Source organism: Reichenbachiella versicolor, from assembly GCF_003171675.1.
In the GTDB taxonomy this organism is placed as follows: Bacteria; Bacteroidota; Bacteroidia; order Cytophagales; family Cyclobacteriaceae; genus Reichenbachiella; species Reichenbachiella versicolor.
This window is the reverse complement of sequence record NZ_QFZQ01000001.1, coordinates 84,772-100,881: the sequence shown is the minus strand read 5'-3', so window position 1 is coordinate 100,881 and position 16,110 is coordinate 84,772. Positions and strand designations below refer to the sequence as shown.

Here is a 16,110-nt window from a genome sequence, read left to right as displayed (position 1 = left end):
ATTTCTTAAAAAATAGATTTTCATTCAAAAAATTCAAGATATGTTCAAGATACCACCACTTAAGTTTCACCAGTTCGACTTTGAAGGGTCTGGAGAATTCGCGCAGCGTGAGTTTATGAAACAAGACCGAGACTTTGCCAAACGCCCATTTACGATAGGCATCGGAGGACCTGTAGGTACAGGCAAGACAGCTCTTATCCGACAACTTTGCGTAGCACTGCGAGACAAAATGCAATTAGCAGTCGTGACCAATGATATTTTCACCAAAGAAGACGCCGAGTTTTTGACAAAAAACAAGGCCTTGAGCCCCGATCGCATCGTCGGTGTAGAGACTGGTGGTTGTCCTCATTCAGCGATTCGAGAAGATATTTCCTCCAATATGCATGCTCTAGAGGAATTATACGATCAGTTTCCCGATCTGGAAATGATGATAGTAGAAAGTGGAGGAGATAACCTAGCCGCACACTTCAGTAAGGAACTAGTCGACTATTCTATCTATGTGATCGATGTATCAGGTGGAGACAAAATCCCAAGAAAAGGAGGTCCCGGCATCACCCAGTCCGATCTATTGATCATCAATAAAATTGACCTAGCAGAATTGATCGGTGCAGATCTCTCGGTAATGGATCGTGACGCTAAAAAAATGCGGGGTGAAGGTCCATTTCTATTTGCAAGAGCTAAAGACAAGTATGGTCTAGATGAAATCATCGGTCATATTTTACATGCCAAGTCTCATGCGCTCGGTGAAGTACACCAGCATACTCATTAGAAACCTGACATATGCATCTAGTGGAGTAAAAACAGTAAATAGTTAGTAAGTATATTCAGTTAGCCCTATTGGAAATCAGTGTATCAATTCATTGATTCTCCAAGGGGCGTTGAATTCATATCATTACAAGAAGACGCTATGACTAAGACCTAATACTTACGCTCCACGAGATCAAAGTGCAGCAACTCTTTACTAGAAAGCACCTCTGAAATTTTACTGATCACCCTTCTTAGACTCAGTACCTCGGGAGAGCTAAAACGAGCTACGTAAGTATTTTCATTGATTCGCTGAGCCGAAGAATAAGTATTTTCAGTCTGACCTGCCTCTGCTTGTATAGTATTGAGAGCATTTTCTATCATCTCTACCCTATCCAAATCTTGATTTCCTGCTAGGTATATATTCATAAAACTCATATGATCAGCTAACACTGCTGGAGAAGAAATATCCATTTGGTCAGGTGTCAGATGAAATTTATCCTTGATGACCAACCTGTCTGACATGAATATTTCGGTCTGTGACTGGTAAGATCTAAAATCATATTGTTCCCCATTGTCTGTACGTCCTGCAGCAAACCAATCTACTAACAGCAAGACTGACCCTTGCTGCATACTGTATTTAAACTTTTGATCAAATGTGCTTCCATGATGCATGACTAGAGGGTCGTTAATAAAAACATGAAATGCATTCTTTTCCATGATCGTGTCAATATACTGACTACAAGTAGCTCCTGTACTTTCATAGACTCTAGTATTGGCCTGAGAACTGATTACTGATGTGGTCTGTTCCTTACATGCTATATCTAGATACGTAACATCTCCCTGTACGAACCCTCCACCATAATTGGTCAGCATACAGAGGCATGATTTTTTAGATGACTTTGGATTAATGATCTTTAATGGCCTGGCACTCAACTGCTCAGTTAATACGGTTTGATCATTGATGTATTTAAATTCAATAACAGACTTTTCCATTCAGTACTTCACCAGTTTTTCTTTCCAAAAATAGCTGAAGTCTTATTATTAAATCCAAAATCGACTTTATTTACTTAAGTAATTTTACTTTTGTCTAGCTTCATAGACTAAATACAATATCTAAGTACCGTTTTTGACCTACCAACTTTCCGCTTATATCCAGTAGCTTTTGAGAAACTGGATTATCTATTTCATATACATGAATGATACGAAGTATATACTGGAGCTGGGCGACATGAGTCTAAGGCTTAGAAATCTGAAAATTTGATAAAATACATACACTACACTTATCAAATAAACTGTTTATAAGCTATTTAAATTCTAAACTGAATTCCCTTAAATATTCCAGACTATTACAACATCAAATAAACAGAACTTAGATTTTGGCACAACATGTTCTTTAAAAGACAACAAAGTATACCTAAAAAACCAGACGGAAGTGAGACTTCGAAGTGGCTCACTTTTATGTACATTTTGGCATTATCCATTATAGCCTTAGTGACAGTCTTTAGTCAAGGGTTGATTCAAGAATACTTAAGCAATCAGGTCAAAGATTCTCGATTGATTAATATTTCAGCACGGCTACGTACGTATAGTCAGGTACTGAGTAAGACTGCTCTACTGATAGAGAGAGGGAGTAATGTAGATACGAATAGGAAGGAGTTTCTCAATACCCTCAAACAACTTCAAAAATCTCACAATGGATTGATCTCTGGGAGCACCTTCTTTGATATCCCGACCAATGACCGTGCTGACCTGGAACAGATGTATGGTATCATAGATGGACCATACAAAAAGATCATTGAGGCTTCAGACTCTCTGATCAAAGAAATGTACCAAGAGACTCCTAGACAGGAGATAGTCTCTAAGTATGTCAATACTATTCTTAGTTATGAACAGTCCTATTTACTAGGTATGGAACTGATCGTATTTGACTATGATCGGTTTTCACGAAACAGTGTAAAAAACCTGAAAAAGATTGAATACTATCTATCTGGCTTTATTTTACTCATGCTAGTCATGGAATTCGTCTTTATTTTCTACCCTATTTCTAGAAAAGTCAAAAAGAGCATGCACAGCTTACAGCTCTCTGAAGAAAAACAAAAAAAGCTGCTGGAAAAGATGAAGTCTGCCAATCTGGTTTTGGAAAACTCACACCGAGAACTAAGAGAACGTGATTTTGCTTTAGAGAAGGCAAATTATCTAGTCAAAACAGATACTGCTGGTAATATCTTATATGCTAATGATAAATATGCCCACGTCTCCAAATACCCCGCTAGCGAATTGGTCGGTAGACCTATTTTTTACAATAATATGGGAAGTCAAGAAAGTGTGGTCTATGGTCATATCAGGGATGAAAATAGACGACGAGAAGTCTGGCAAGGTGAGATTTTTGATCACGCCTCGGACGGGACAGGGTTTTGGTTAGATGTCACTCTCATGCCTGTATTCAATAATATGGGAGAAATCTATCAATACCTGGTGATAGGCACTGATGTGACGAAGAGAAAAAAAACGGAAAGAGAGCTGAGACTCCTGATGGAGGAAAAACTTAAAAATCAAAAGGACGAACAAAAAACAAGGTCATACTCCATCATCACTGGACAGGAGAAGGAACGAAAACGAGTATCTAAGGAAATCCATGATGGCATAGGGCAAATGCTCACCAGTATGCGAATGCGCCTAGAAATGGTTGTGTCTCAACACCCTTCTGTAGCACAAGATCTGACGGATATTCATGGGCTATTACAATCTATCATATCAGAGACGAGAAGAATATGTTCTAATCTATTGCCCAACGTACTGCATGATTTTGGATTAAGAGCTGCGGTCAATGACCTTGTGAAATCCATGCGCGAGAGTACTAATCTCAAAGTGGATCTTGAGGAAAATCTACTACTCGAATATGTCGACAAAGAAATAGAAATCGGAATATTCCGAATTGTACAAGAAGCACTGAACAATGTCATGAAACATTCCAAAGCCCTTCAGTTAAGTATAAAGATTCAAAATGATCACAAAAGACTTGACTTATATATCGAAGATAATGGTAAGGGATTTTCATACAATGAAAATGAATTGTTTGTAAAAGAACACAAGACCAAAAACAACGGCTTGCGCAATATGAAAGAAAGAGCTGAACTACTCGGAGGAGATTTAAAAATCACTTCGACAAAGAATATTGGAACATCTGTTCAGCTCACTATATTTTTGTGAAATGGAAGTGATTAAAATCGTATTGGCTGATGATCATGAAATTTTTCGAAATGGATTGAAACAACTCATAGATAAAGAGCCTGATATGCAAGTAATAGGCGAAGCTTCAAATGGAAATGAAGCACTTGAGTTGCTCGACAGCCTCCGTCCAGATCTGATTATTTTGGACATCAACATGCCGGAAATGAACGGCTTGGAAGCGGCTCAAAAAGTGAAAAAAAATCATGAGTCCACCCGAATCGTGATTTTCTCCCTGTATGACAATGAAGACTATGTAATAAAAGCACTCAATGTGGGTGCTTCGGGCTTTCTACTAAAAGACACCAGTAATAAAATCTTTTTGAATGCGCTCAGAGCCGTCCACTTAGGCGAACAGTACTACATCGGAGAGGTATCAGACGTAGTCATTAGGCACTTGAAGAATACCTACAGTACCAATGAAGGGTCCCAACAGGCTAGAAACACTGCTGATATTCACCTATCCAAAAGGGAAGCCGAAATAATTAATCTAATAGCGGAAGGAAAGAATAGCAAACAAGCCGCAGATGAATTGGGACTGAGTGTCAGGACTGTGGATGCTCATCGGTACAATGTCATCAAGAAGTACTCTGTCAACAGCATCGAAGAGGTTTTACAAATTTTGGGTCGTGAGACTAAAAAATCTTAAGCATCAACACTTCATACCTCAACTAAATAATTATATCTCATTCAAAACACTCATCTCGCTCTCCAATCCTGCAATCTTTGCTTCCAACAATCTGACCTGAACAATAGAATACTCTGTCAATAGATACTTCAAATGATCTTTTCGGTTGTTAAGCCATTTGATTTCCTTGGCATTAAGATTAGGGTCAGCCAATAGCCTTTGGCAAGCGTCGAGTCCTCGAAGTATGGTATCTCTTTTGGAGATCATGGCTTGAAGTTTCTCGTTTTGAACCAAAAAACTTCGCTCTAGCTTTTTCATTTTCGTAGGAATTGCCTCTGTTATTAGAGTATGCTCATTCTCTAGTTCATCACTGATATAGGACAATTCCGCTATTGGACTTTCTAAATTCAAAGCCTTATCCAACTTAGTCAACGCCAGTGCTATCTCTAAATTATAGCTTCGGCGATTAGCCAAAATAGAGTCTATTGTGTTGACAGAAGTATTTGAAAAATTGGCTAAATCAATACTACTAACTTGAAAAAATTGCTTGATTCTCTTAATCATTGGTGAGTTAAGTAACTATTATAAAATGGATTACTGTCTCCATAGTCTATTCCGTCCACAAATGCTTCCTACTAATTGACCTAACAGATAACCAATACTCATTGCTATCAAATAACTCCTCAAGCATCATGAGTGATCAAGAATCCCACTAATCAACCTTCAGAAGAGCTTTTTGTACAAGAATAATCTGTACAAGAAAATTATTTGTACAAACTTTTCTTGTACAAAGTCAAATCGAAATGTGTACAAGAAATTTATGTACAAGAAAAAAATTTGTACAAACACTTCTTGTACACCTCAAAATGAAATTTTGTACAAGAAATTTTCAACTTGAAAAAATCTTGTACAAAAACGACCTAAAAAAACCCGAACGAGTCGGGTTTTCCTCTAAAGCTATGGCTCAAAGGTTAATCAAAGCTCGGCTTTATGCTGTTCTATGAGAACAATCGTGTCTGCCAAAACTGGGATTTGAACTGCAAGCTGCTCTTGATCTACTAAGTCTTCGATCAGAGATACCGAACTATAATTGGCCTGGCGATTTTCCAGAGCCTGTAGTTTAGCCTCTTCTCTTTGGACTTTGAGAGCAAGTTCTCTCTTTGCCTTACCCTCAGTGATCACTTCCATCGCCGCAGTATAGCCGGCGATAATAGCTTTCACATCTGAGATACCCTCTGTGACTTCAATAGTCCTCGCAGAACGACTCTCTAGAGATTCCCCTAGGTTTCTCAGTCTTCGTTCTATTTGGGTCTTTTCAGCAGTGATGATGTCGAGTGCGTTATCACACTCCTCTACAGTTTGCAATAGGTTTAGATCAATTGCCATAAAAATATAATTTAAAAATTAAACAAGGCCGCAAGCTATAAAATCCAACTTCACCAACAACGGTAAGCATTCTGTTTTTATTGATTTTTAACAGGTTTTAACAAAATAGACGTGTACGCTCAACCTAATGAGAAGGCATAGAATATATAATTCGTATCTTCCGCCTTTCTTCGGCTAAGCTTTACTTCATGCTAAATCTGATGGCAAATGTTTATACCCTATTTTGAAAATTTCTGTACATCCTTAATCATTTTTTCGGCTAGTACTATCTCCTGAAGATGACCTTTCATCTCAGAGGGTACATTCATATCTAATTTCAGTTGACAATTTGGACAGATGACTGTCTGCTGTGCGAGTAACGTTTCCATCGTGAATTTGATTTTGAAACTACATTTTGGGCATTCTAATCCTGTGTTATTTGACATTTTACTATTGATTTAATTGATTTTAGATGATTTTGTGAGTTCCCCTATGAACTTGATGGTTCCTTCGGAGGCTACTTTATTATTTTTTTCCAGATAGGTTTTGAATCGTACTTCTTTAGTATTGAACTGCTGAGATGATATGACTCCTGATACGGTAAAGGTTGTCTCCCCCCACGCATTAGTATATTGCTGATAATATGGTTTGTCAGGAAGATAATTAAAAGTGATTCCATCAATATCTTGATTATTAAGTACTAAAACTATAAGCTGATTTGGTATCTCGGTCTTGCTACTATCTTTCAAGGAAGCCGTTATTTTCACGCTGAAGTGGTAGAGTGTATTCCCATCTTTTTCTCTATCAGCAGTGAGGTCTGACAATACTACCTCAGGTTGTTCGGGCGAATTAGTAATCTTCCAACCGACCTGGTCTTGTACTTCTGTGACATCATTGAGTACGGCTAGCATATTGATCAAGCCTCCTGGCATATCTGAAGCACCCATTTCCAGCTTGACTTTCATATTAGCTTTCATGGATTCTTTCAACTTATCTTCATTACCTGCTGATGAGCTAGCAGTCATTACGCCTCTTAAAAGGACCTTAGGAGGTTTTGATTTTCTTTGTTTGCTTTTTGCGATTTCTTCAAGAGAAGGTACTTTCTCATCTATTTCGGTATTATTATTTTGCTTAGACTGATTATCAACTGCCATCGTGAATAGCTGAACTTCCATGTCAAAGTCCGCTTTTTTTATTTGTAGCAGGGGCAGTTGAATCAGCGACAAGGCTGGAATTTTGATGGTTACCTTCTTTCCATCTTGATTGTAGGTAAAAGAAATCATCCTAAGAGGCCCTAGTTTTTTACCACCTTTGGCATCATCCTCCTCTTTGGTTTCTATATTGCCTTTTTCGACATCACCTTCATCCGAGTTCTCAAATCCATAGGACTCAATGAAGTTTGCAATACTGTTTGCCAAACGTATATCGGCATCAATAACTGCATTGAGAGGGGCAGAAAAAATTTTTTCTAACCCTGTCGCTGCATCATCATATATGCTAGTGTTCATAATACTTGATTATTCTGAAACTGTTCTTTTAATCACGTTATTCATATTGAGTTTCATGGTCACATTCTGAATAGATTGAGGAGGAAGGTCTTTTAACTTGTCCTTGTCCACAGTGATATTCATACCTGTGTAAATGATGTCATCGGCCTTTATATTCAACTGCTTGTACATGTTAGCACTTTTCATCTGCTGGTCGAGCAGAGTGTACAGTGAGGATGAAGAAGTAATGAGTGGAAGGTATAACGCGACTTCGTCTTGACGCTCCAAAACACTGGTAAAAGCTTCTAAAAACTCTTGGTCAATTGAGATTATTTTTTCGGGGATAATCCCCACTTTTTTTGACGGTAGATCTGTTATTTTATTGACAAACAAGCTTTTAAACTTATTCATAATCAGGTCTGTCAGTATACCTTCATCCAGTAACTTTTTTACTTCAGTCCATTTAACCTGATCATGTATATCTTGACTCTTTTGATCTATTTGCTCGGCTATTTTACGTTGAAGACCATCCGCTATACTAGCCGTACTACTTTCAATATTGTTGTATATCTTTTGAATATCAATCTTCTTTATATCTTTTTCCACATCATATCCATCTTCATAGGCATAGTTGATATTGAGAGTAACTTCTTTAACCTCTGCTACTGGTATGGGAAATAAATTCTCAGAAATACTACTACTGTTGTCTTGTGAAAACTTGTATGATTCATATTGAGACAGTGACAATCCTTCTAGGAGATTGGTAAAAACGGTTTCTAGTGTCATTTTTTAGTTGATTTTAAATTAAGATTTATCAAACTCAGTCAGGCTGAGAGTAAGTAATGGATTTATTGACAGAGTGATAATGGCCAATTACCACTCTGTTTTTATCACCATTGAATACTCCTCGAGGTATCTTCAAAACTTTATTTGAACCAGACCTGATAGTCTTAGAATTATACTCTATAGACTATGAGCCTTATTTGGGATCCTAAAGCTATTCACCGGTAGGTGGTTCTTCTTGATTACCATTTTTTGGATCATTCGTAGCATTTGGATCATCTTCATCACCATTCGAATCATTTCCAGCTACGGTACCAATTACTTGCAGTGTCCCTTCATAGTTCAGGTCTGTATCTGTCACTTTAAGAGTGAAAGGGATAGACTCAGCTACTTGATCTCCAGCATCACCAGTGATTTCCCCTTTTATGGTGAATTTTGCAATACCGGATTTATCGGTTGTTGCTGAGTCAATGTTTTTGAAAGTTACTTTACTATCTTTTCCATCTTCTCCATCTTCTTCAGGAATTGTAAATTCTACCTTCTTACCTACTACCAGTAGTCCATTGCTGTCCTTAATAGTCGCATTGATTGGAAAGTTGAAATCGTTAGTACCTTTAAGTGTTTCCTCATTAATTAAAGTAGAAGACAAAATGAATGAACCTTCTCTATTCCCTTCAGTGATACTCTGCTGTAGAATATTGAGAACACTGGACATACCTGCTGGCATATCAGACTGACTCGCATGGACATTGACATCCATAGTATACTCTACAGAGTATTTGGACTCTTCAGATGCCTTAGAGTCTTTTTTACTAGAGTAATTGGCATTAATATTAGCTGAAAGACTAAATGGTCCCCAACCAACCTTCGTTTTAACATTAGCCGATCCTCCTACATTAGTTTCTTCTGATGTAGAGCTCACGCTAGACGAAGCTGCTGAAATATTGGCTTTGAACTTAATATCCACTTCATCTACTGCTATGTACGGAATCGGTACGATGGTCAATAACGGAACTAATAGTTTAGTCATTTTCCCATCCTTGTTGTAGTAGAAGGTGACATTAATTGCCTCTTCCATTTGAGTCTCAGGATTGGTCGTGAGTCCTACATTTTGGATAAACTCCCAACTTGTTTTGGCAGCCTGAGCCTGTGCACTAATCGCAGCATCCAATGGTCCTCCTATTAAACTGGAAAACGGGATGGCTTGCAAGGCACTAGTTGCCACTGTTGACGGTGCTGTATCTATCGCCATAATTGTTAATTTAAGTTTATTATTATCCTACTCGTATGGCTTTTCGGTTATCGCCCTTGCTTTCTTCTGTGCAAGTCAGATAGCTTTTTATAGTGGTGCTATTCCACTTTGGACTCGACTTTGCCTACAACTGTTATTAACACCATAAATACGTACTTTACTGCATTTTAGAATATTGAATCCCTGTTACGTTTGGCATGTATATGTCGGGCAAGTCAAGACTTATCTTAGGTTCTCGGGTCGCACTACTTACAGTCTGTTTTGAAAGAGTGCTTTGCTCGCTCTGGAAATACTGACTTTATTCACCAGTGACTGGATATGGTATGAATGAAAAAGTAGAATTCCTTGGTGCCAATGAAACGATCTATGACAATACAAAAATTGTTTGACCTATGCTGATTGACAAAGCTGTTACATTCCATCCAATCGTCATGCGTAGTTAGGCAAAGCATAGCGGACACAGAGGTGAAAAATGGAGATACTGTAGGTAACAGTTTCTCCATTTTTTAATCTTTATACTAATGAGGGTACAGAAGAATCAATCACGGGACCTACTGCATTCACAAAAGAATAGTCGTTGGATTCGTCGAGATTGACGCTCCAACACATTGCCCCTCCAAATTGCTCATCTGCATGTATAGAACTGTACTGCTTTGCTATGCGCTCATAAATGTCTGAAGGAACGTCTGATTTTGGGAAAATACTTGTTCCTGCTGCCTTATTATTGGCTGGTTCTCCTATCACTATTTTAGTAGCAGAAGGAATGGTGTTCTTCAAGTTATTGAATGCTGCTGAGATAAAACAAACATCCGTTTCCTTGCATCCGTTGACTTCTGGCCATCCGTTGTTGTAGGCTTGTACAAAAAGATAGTCAAATCTATTATTGGCCACAGCTATTTCAAAGATGTTGTCGTTTCCCTGGGAGACCAAAAATAAATTGCTGCCATGATCTGCCTGATTTAGCTGAGGAGCTGCTGTGATTATCAATGACTCGTCTAGCTTTTTGATTTCTGCACACAGTTGGTCTAGGTATACCTGATCGTTTTTGTCACAACTCAACTCCAAATCAAAATCAATTCCTGTAAAACCATATTCACTTAAATAAGCAACTATATTTTGGGCTAAAGTCACCACATCTGCGTTCTTAGGACAATAAGTATTGTTTCCTCCTCCTACTGAAAACAGTACTTGTTCTGCTCCATTTTCTTTTGCTCCTTGTATATCCTTCTTCAATTCCTCAGGTGTGGGAGACGGAGCAAAAGCACCACCATAAATCCCTACTTCGCTTCTGTTAATTTCGCCAAAGGCCATTACCGGTGTAGTATAGCCTCTCTTCACAGCTTCTGTAAATGTGATATTTGAGCTCCCCCAACTCTGAAGGTATCCTACCATTAATGCATTTTTCATTGTGTATTTATAGTTTAAGTTATGTGAGTAATTATTATGCTCTCAATAGGCCGTAATATTTGTAATTCCACTACTCCAATTAATTTGGATATTTCCATTTCTAGGAACCAGTACATTGTTTGCTCCTTCTCTCCTGACAATTACTGTATCTCCTTCTAAGGATGTTTCTAATTGAACAGATTGCTCTGGTTGTTGTAGACCTATAGTCCCATTAATATTATCCAGTTCATCCGGAACTAACTCTACCTCAGCAACATTCGCAGCATTAGGAACGTTGGCAGGAATATTCAAACCGTTGATGGGAGTAGCACTTTCTGTTCCTGTGCATTGTACAAATACTGTTGTAGAATTGTTGATTATTCTTAGATTCATTTTCTTTTTATTTTATTGTTGACAATACTTTTTATTTATAACGGTTGTAACCAAAGACATTGTTATCCCTGAGTACTTTACTCGTTCTTAAATCAAATCCTGTTACGGGTAATTTGTCCTTCTGTATTTTCCCAGCTTTGATCCTGATCGTCCCATCGTTGTAAATACAAATTGTAACCACCATTAAGCCCTTTTGGGACGACTGTCGTATATTGGTCATAGCCAACTATCTGCTCCCTCAATACTTTCATATCTTGATTTCTAACAATCAACAGCAGTCGATATTGATCGTTTGGCTGATACATTTCTTTGTACTGAACACTGAAATTTAAGGGCATCACTTCTTCGATTCCTCCTTGAGAGATTGGAATTATTTCTTCCATAATTGATATAGTTTATTTTGATATTAAACATATGACTGTCCTCTTCAGTCAAATAGATAAGAACAGTCAGTTGAATTATCAGCAACCAAGCTACCTCGATTACTAATTACAATTCAAGGATAGCTACCTCACTGAAAGGATGCTAATTAGATGTATGAACGTGATGATTTTGTTTATGAGTGATAGGCTATTTTGTATGAATGGAATATGCAGGATGCCTTGGAGACATTGATAATTTGGTAGGAAATGTTTTTTGGAGATCGACGATATTTGACTGGGTTAATGACCAGCGAGCTAAGGTTTTCATTATCTAAAAAACGCAGTCATGTTGAGCAGCGCGAAACATCTAACTAAGGTCTTGGAATACCCAAGAATGGGCAGACGTAGCAGCAGTATTCTCGGATCAAAAGAATTCCAGAAGGCCGAGGTTGACTGTGCAGATCGGATCGGTTAGTTTAGTGCTTTTAAAAACTGTACTGGCACAGACCTATACAAAGACGTTATCAGTAACTACATCTAATAATCAGAATTTATCCAAAATGAAATATCAATCTTACCTGACCCTATTATTTGCATTATTAACTCTATCCTGTGATGAAGATAATGCTCTTCATACTAACACGGCGGACTGGAAGCCAATTGACGATGTTTCGTATGAGGTCAGAAATGCGTTAAACTTAGGAGGTAGTACATTCTTAGTGGGTTCAAACTTACTTACAACAGTCTCCTTGAACACTGCAAATGATAGTCTTGATATAACAAAAAATATAGTCAGTTATTCTAGCCTTTTTAATCCACACGAGTACAGTATCTCCAAAGATTATACAGTATTTATTGAAGCCAGAACAAATGGCGTTTACATTAGTTCAATGAATACCAGTTCAGATCCGTTGTGGGTTTCAATATCACAATTCGATCAACTTTTTACTGATTTTGAGGTTTGGCAAGGTCGTCAGCAGGTTGGGGCTGCAATTTCGGATAATACAATAATGATTCCTTATAATGAATCTAGCTCGTCGGTTCATTTCAAAGTTCTTTTGATTGAGCTTGGGAATAGTGACGAAATATCTATTGAAGATCATAAAATCATCGAAATTGATAATGTAAATTCATACACTAACTTCATCAGAGGGATATTTATGTTTGGAGATAACTTTTATTTAAACGATGCTGAGAGTTGTATTCAGGTTTCGAAAGATGGTTCACAAAAAGTGGTATGCAACGCTTCTTTTGAGAACATGTTCGAGTATAATGGCGAAATCTATGGAGTCCCTTTCAATGGTGGGGTCTATAAATCATTACAGGGAACAAGGTGGAATCAAGTCATGACAAGCAGTCTTGAGATCATTAATGGCTACACTCAAGTAGAAGATGAACTCATTGGTTATGATCATAGCAAATTGATTCAGTTAACAATAGAGAACGATAGTATTATTTTGAATGACATTACTACAGCAAGCCTCAAAGATTATCAAATCAACTGTATTGGAACGATTGGCACTAGACATGTCATCCTAGGCACTCAATCAGGAGCGCTAAAAATTAATTGGAATTCTTTTATTAGTCTGTTAAAATAATACTGATAATCGAGTAGACGGCAGTGAGCTATAAGCCCATGATGCACCTCTCAATCCCTAGTTGGCACAAGCTTGTAGCTTGTGCTTGCGATTCGCAGATCATTTCCTATGGTTTTATATGAAGTACTATACAATGATTAAATACCATGAATCAGCTTTGCTTTCCTCAAATTTCACCCACTCAATCAGTCTAGCTTAGTATACTAGTGCCACTGATTATTTGATAAGAAATGTTTTTTTTGGAGGTCTACGATAATTGACTGGGTCAGTAACTCGGGTACAAGCTAAAAGCGCACCAGCGAAGCTTTATACTTGGGTTAAAGTATGCTGTGCTTAAAAACAACATTAAATAATACCATTGTTTGTGATAAATTATCTTCTTAGATATATTATGTAGAATTCAAGCTTGAATAGCTAATAGCTATGATTTAGAAAACTTTAATTACCATGAAACAAAACCCATTTTCACTATATGATTTTCTAGGCTATCTAATCCCTGGTTCTACACTTATTTATGCTTACTTAGTATTTAAAAAATGGGGTGTTAACATTAGTGATTTTAATTTGGAATACTTGTTTTCATCAATGTTCCAATCTTATTCTCAGGATATATTATTTTTCGTAATAATGGCTTATTCATTAGGTCACTTGATGAGCTTTATTTCTTCAATTACAATTGAAAAATTCGGAAATTGGAGATATGGATATCCATCAAAAACGATGTTAGGCTATAAAAAAGAACCATTTTGGGTCTTCTCTAATAATAATAGTTATTGTGATGCTGACGGAGATGAAACAAATCCATGTTTTAAAAATATAGGTAGGTTTTTTTTGATATTAATTATTTTACCTCTTTCCATTATGGATTACTTACTAGGTCAATTATTGAGATTTAGAAATTTCTACTCGAAAAAATTAGATGATCATCTAATAGATATTACTAAAAAGAAAGTTTTGGCTCTTTTAAAAATTCTTACAAAAAACGAGGAAAAAGAGATTGAGTTCAATTTAAAAGAAATTGATTTTAATAGAATAGTTCATCACTACGCATTCGAAAACAGTCAACATCATCAATTTAGAATGGTAAACTATGTTGCTTTATATGGTTTTCTAAGAAATCTAGTTTTAATATTTATATGTGTTTTTTGGTATTATTTCTATTGTAGCATAATCACTATTGACATTAGTTTATCCATTAGTCTTAATGTGATTCTCTTTAATGTTTTGTTTATGACTTTAACATATATATCATTTATGGCCTATATGAAATTCTATAGAAGGTATACTTTAGAAGGATTGATGCTTCTTGTTGTGATTAAAGATATTTCAACAAATGATAATACTAATAAGTAGACACTTGGCTTCGGAATTAGTTTCAAAGCCGCTACACTTACATTAAAAACGTTTCTATACTAAAAGGAGATTGATATACGATTCACTGATCCGCGTTAACCTCCCTTAATTTCTCCGTATAAGATTTATTCTCAGTAGGTTTTAACAAAATTGATAATCAATACTCCAAGGTGAAGCTATATGATATAGTAGCCTTTTATGCATAGAGAGGATTTTAGCAATGTCTCTTCACATTGGAAAATGACTTCAATGTTCTCAATACTTATAGAAGTCTTAAACTAAATAGCATCGTTGACAGATTTATTGATATAGTCTAATAGATCAACACCTTCTGGCGGTGAAATCTTCTTCTTTATTCTATACTGAAGTTCCCTTATAGAGCTCTCTTTCACATTTAAAAGTTTAGCCTTTTCTTTTTTACTCAACCCTTGTTTCATATAAACAATGTGGCGAAGCTCCTTCTCAGAAAGGTCAATGTAGTTTTGGCGTAGTTTACCATAAAACCCGTTATAAGTCTTATCAAAACTCTCAAAAAAGGTTTTCCATTCATCATCTTCTGAAAACCCTTCCTTAAACACTCTAGTCAATTCTGGAAACTCTGCTCTTTCTTTTGGGGTGAGATTAAAATATTGGTCTTTTAGGGTTTCTAAAGTCGCTTGTCCTTGCGAATATTTTATCACCAAGTTTGACAACTCTACCTTATTTGAAGACAGCTCTTCTTGGAGCTGTATCACTTGCTTTTGTTGAATTTCGAAAAGAGTATGCTCCTGATTTGAATTAATAATAGAATGCCTGATAAAAACTATGGTAAGTAGTAAAAACCCGAAATTGGTTGTTGTAGCTTCAATAACTTGAAAATCACCAAAAAACACAATCACTGGTAACCCACACCAAAAAACTAAGGAAAGAAATACTGCTCCTAAATTAATCCAGTTTATTTTCTGACTAGGCACTCCAAAGATATAGCGCTGGTAAAGGCTCTTACCAAGAAAAACAGTAAACACAAGTCCAAATATGAAAGGTAATAATACGGTTAGTTTACGAGCGAATTCCAGATCTCCTGTCCAAACGTACGGGACTATAAACATCAATAGAAATGGTAAAATCAAAAGGTAAAAAGTAAGTTTAAATACAATCCATTTCAGTTCTTTAAGATCATAAACCTTATAACAATAGTATGGGAAATAGATACTATGACAGAAACCACTAGCATAAGCTAATACTACCTGTACTCCATAAGGTATATAATGGTTGTAGGCATCATCTGGGAGCAATCCGCTTACCACATTATACATAAGCAATGTAAAAAGTAAAAAGAGATAGTGTAAACGATCTTTATCAGAATGACGAATAGAAAACCAGAATAGGGCAAATAGAAGCATCACCGCTTCAAAAACAGAAATTAAAAATGTAACTAGGTACATCTCTGTTCCAAATACTTTGGTCATAGTTAAATAGTCAACATAACACCCAAGACAATAATTTATGCTGTATAAGAATGGTTAAAACAGTTTAGTCTCAGCTAAGT

Annotated in this window: 16 protein-coding genes; 5 read left to right on the top strand and 11 right to left on the bottom strand. The window is 36.7% G+C overall.

Annotation, left to right across the window (positions count from 1 at the left end):
- Nucleotides 1–40: 40 nt before the first annotated feature.
- Nucleotides 41–769: an urease accessory protein UreG gene (gene ureG / locus DKG80_RS00490; RefSeq protein ID WP_109829326.1), complete on the top strand. Its 729-nt coding sequence runs from the start codon at nt 41–43 to the stop codon at nt 767–769.
- Between the two features lie 149 nt (nt 770–918).
- Here ureG and DKG80_RS00485 read toward each other — a convergent pair whose 3' ends face one another.
- Nucleotides 919–1,740 carry an urease accessory protein UreD gene (locus tag DKG80_RS00485; protein WP_109829325.1) on the bottom strand — a complete coding sequence of 274 codons (822 nt, stop codon included), beginning with the start codon at nt 1,738–1,740 and terminating at the stop codon, nt 919–921.
- Nucleotides 1,741–2,133: 393 nt separating this feature from the next.
- Here DKG80_RS00485 and DKG80_RS00480 point away from each other — a divergent pair, with 393 nt between their 5' ends.
- Complete coding sequence (locus tag DKG80_RS00480; RefSeq protein WP_109829324.1) at nt 2,134–3,957, top strand: sensor histidine kinase; 1,824 nt, start codon at nt 2,134–2,136, stop codon at nt 3,955–3,957.
- Between the two features lies 1 nt (nt 3,958).
- Nucleotides 3,959–4,624 (top strand): response regulator, encoded by a 666-nt coding sequence (locus tag DKG80_RS00475; protein WP_109829323.1) that lies wholly within the window; start codon nt 3,959–3,961, stop codon nt 4,622–4,624.
- A 30-nt stretch (nt 4,625–4,654) separates the two neighbouring features.
- Here the strand turns inward: DKG80_RS00475 and DKG80_RS00470 are convergent, their stop codons facing one another.
- The 9 genes from DKG80_RS00470 to DKG80_RS00435 all read right to left on the bottom strand — a co-directional run bounded on the left by DKG80_RS00470 (nt 4,655) and on the right by DKG80_RS00435 (nt 11,652).
- Nucleotides 4,655–5,167, bottom strand: a complete 513-nt coding sequence (locus tag DKG80_RS00470) for a hypothetical protein (protein ID WP_109829322.1) — start codon at nt 5,165–5,167, stop codon at nt 4,655–4,657.
- A gap of 411 nt (nt 5,168–5,578) precedes the next feature.
- A complete protein-coding gene (locus DKG80_RS00465) occupies nt 5,579–5,989 on the bottom strand; it encodes a hypothetical protein (RefSeq protein WP_109829321.1) in 411 nt (136 codons plus the stop codon).
- Nucleotides 5,990–6,207: 218 nt separating this feature from the next.
- Nucleotides 6,208–6,414 carry a hypothetical protein gene (locus tag DKG80_RS21025; protein ID WP_162555594.1) on the bottom strand — a complete coding sequence of 69 codons (207 nt, stop codon included), beginning with the start codon at nt 6,412–6,414 and terminating at the stop codon, nt 6,208–6,210.
- A 12-nt stretch (nt 6,415–6,426) separates the two neighbouring features.
- Complete coding sequence (locus DKG80_RS00460; RefSeq protein ID WP_109829320.1) at nt 6,427–7,476, bottom strand: DUF2589 domain-containing protein; 1,050 nt, start codon at nt 7,474–7,476, stop codon at nt 6,427–6,429.
- A 9-nt stretch (nt 7,477–7,485) separates the two neighbouring features.
- The gene (locus DKG80_RS00455) at nt 7,486–8,241 is read right to left on the bottom strand and encodes a hypothetical protein (RefSeq protein WP_109829319.1); all 756 of its coding nucleotides are present in this window, start codon (nt 8,239–8,241) and stop codon (nt 7,486–7,488) included.
- Nucleotides 8,242–8,452: 211 nt separating this feature from the next.
- Nucleotides 8,453–9,490 carry a DUF2589 domain-containing protein gene (locus tag DKG80_RS00450; protein ID WP_109829318.1) on the bottom strand — a complete coding sequence of 346 codons (1,038 nt, stop codon included), beginning with the start codon at nt 9,488–9,490 and terminating at the stop codon, nt 8,453–8,455.
- A gap of 513 nt (nt 9,491–10,003) precedes the next feature.
- Nucleotides 10,004–10,897 carry a glycosyl hydrolase family 18 protein gene (locus DKG80_RS00445; protein WP_109829317.1) on the bottom strand — a complete coding sequence of 298 codons (894 nt, stop codon included), beginning with the start codon at nt 10,895–10,897 and terminating at the stop codon, nt 10,004–10,006.
- 42 nt (nt 10,898–10,939) lie between these two features.
- Nucleotides 10,940–11,269 carry a hypothetical protein gene (locus DKG80_RS00440; protein WP_109829316.1) on the bottom strand — a complete coding sequence of 110 codons (330 nt, stop codon included), beginning with the start codon at nt 11,267–11,269 and terminating at the stop codon, nt 10,940–10,942.
- Nucleotides 11,270–11,361: 92 nt separating this feature from the next.
- Nucleotides 11,362–11,652: a hypothetical protein gene (locus DKG80_RS00435; RefSeq protein ID WP_109829315.1), complete on the bottom strand. Its 291-nt coding sequence runs from the start codon at nt 11,650–11,652 to the stop codon at nt 11,362–11,364.
- Between the two features lie 539 nt (nt 11,653–12,191).
- Here DKG80_RS00435 and DKG80_RS00430 point away from each other — a divergent pair.
- Nucleotides 12,192–13,229 carry a hypothetical protein gene (locus DKG80_RS00430; protein ID WP_109829314.1) on the top strand — a complete coding sequence of 346 codons (1,038 nt, stop codon included), beginning with the start codon at nt 12,192–12,194 and terminating at the stop codon, nt 13,227–13,229.
- A 447-nt stretch (nt 13,230–13,676) separates the two neighbouring features.
- Complete coding sequence (locus DKG80_RS00425; RefSeq protein ID WP_109829313.1) at nt 13,677–14,582, top strand: hypothetical protein; 906 nt, start codon at nt 13,677–13,679, stop codon at nt 14,580–14,582.
- Between the two features lie 278 nt (nt 14,583–14,860).
- Here DKG80_RS00425 and DKG80_RS00420 read toward each other — a convergent pair whose 3' ends face one another.
- A complete protein-coding gene (locus DKG80_RS00420) occupies nt 14,861–16,030 on the bottom strand; it encodes a helix-turn-helix transcriptional regulator (RefSeq protein ID WP_109829312.1) in 1,170 nt (389 codons plus the stop codon).
- Nucleotides 16,031–16,110: the final 80 nt, after the last annotated feature.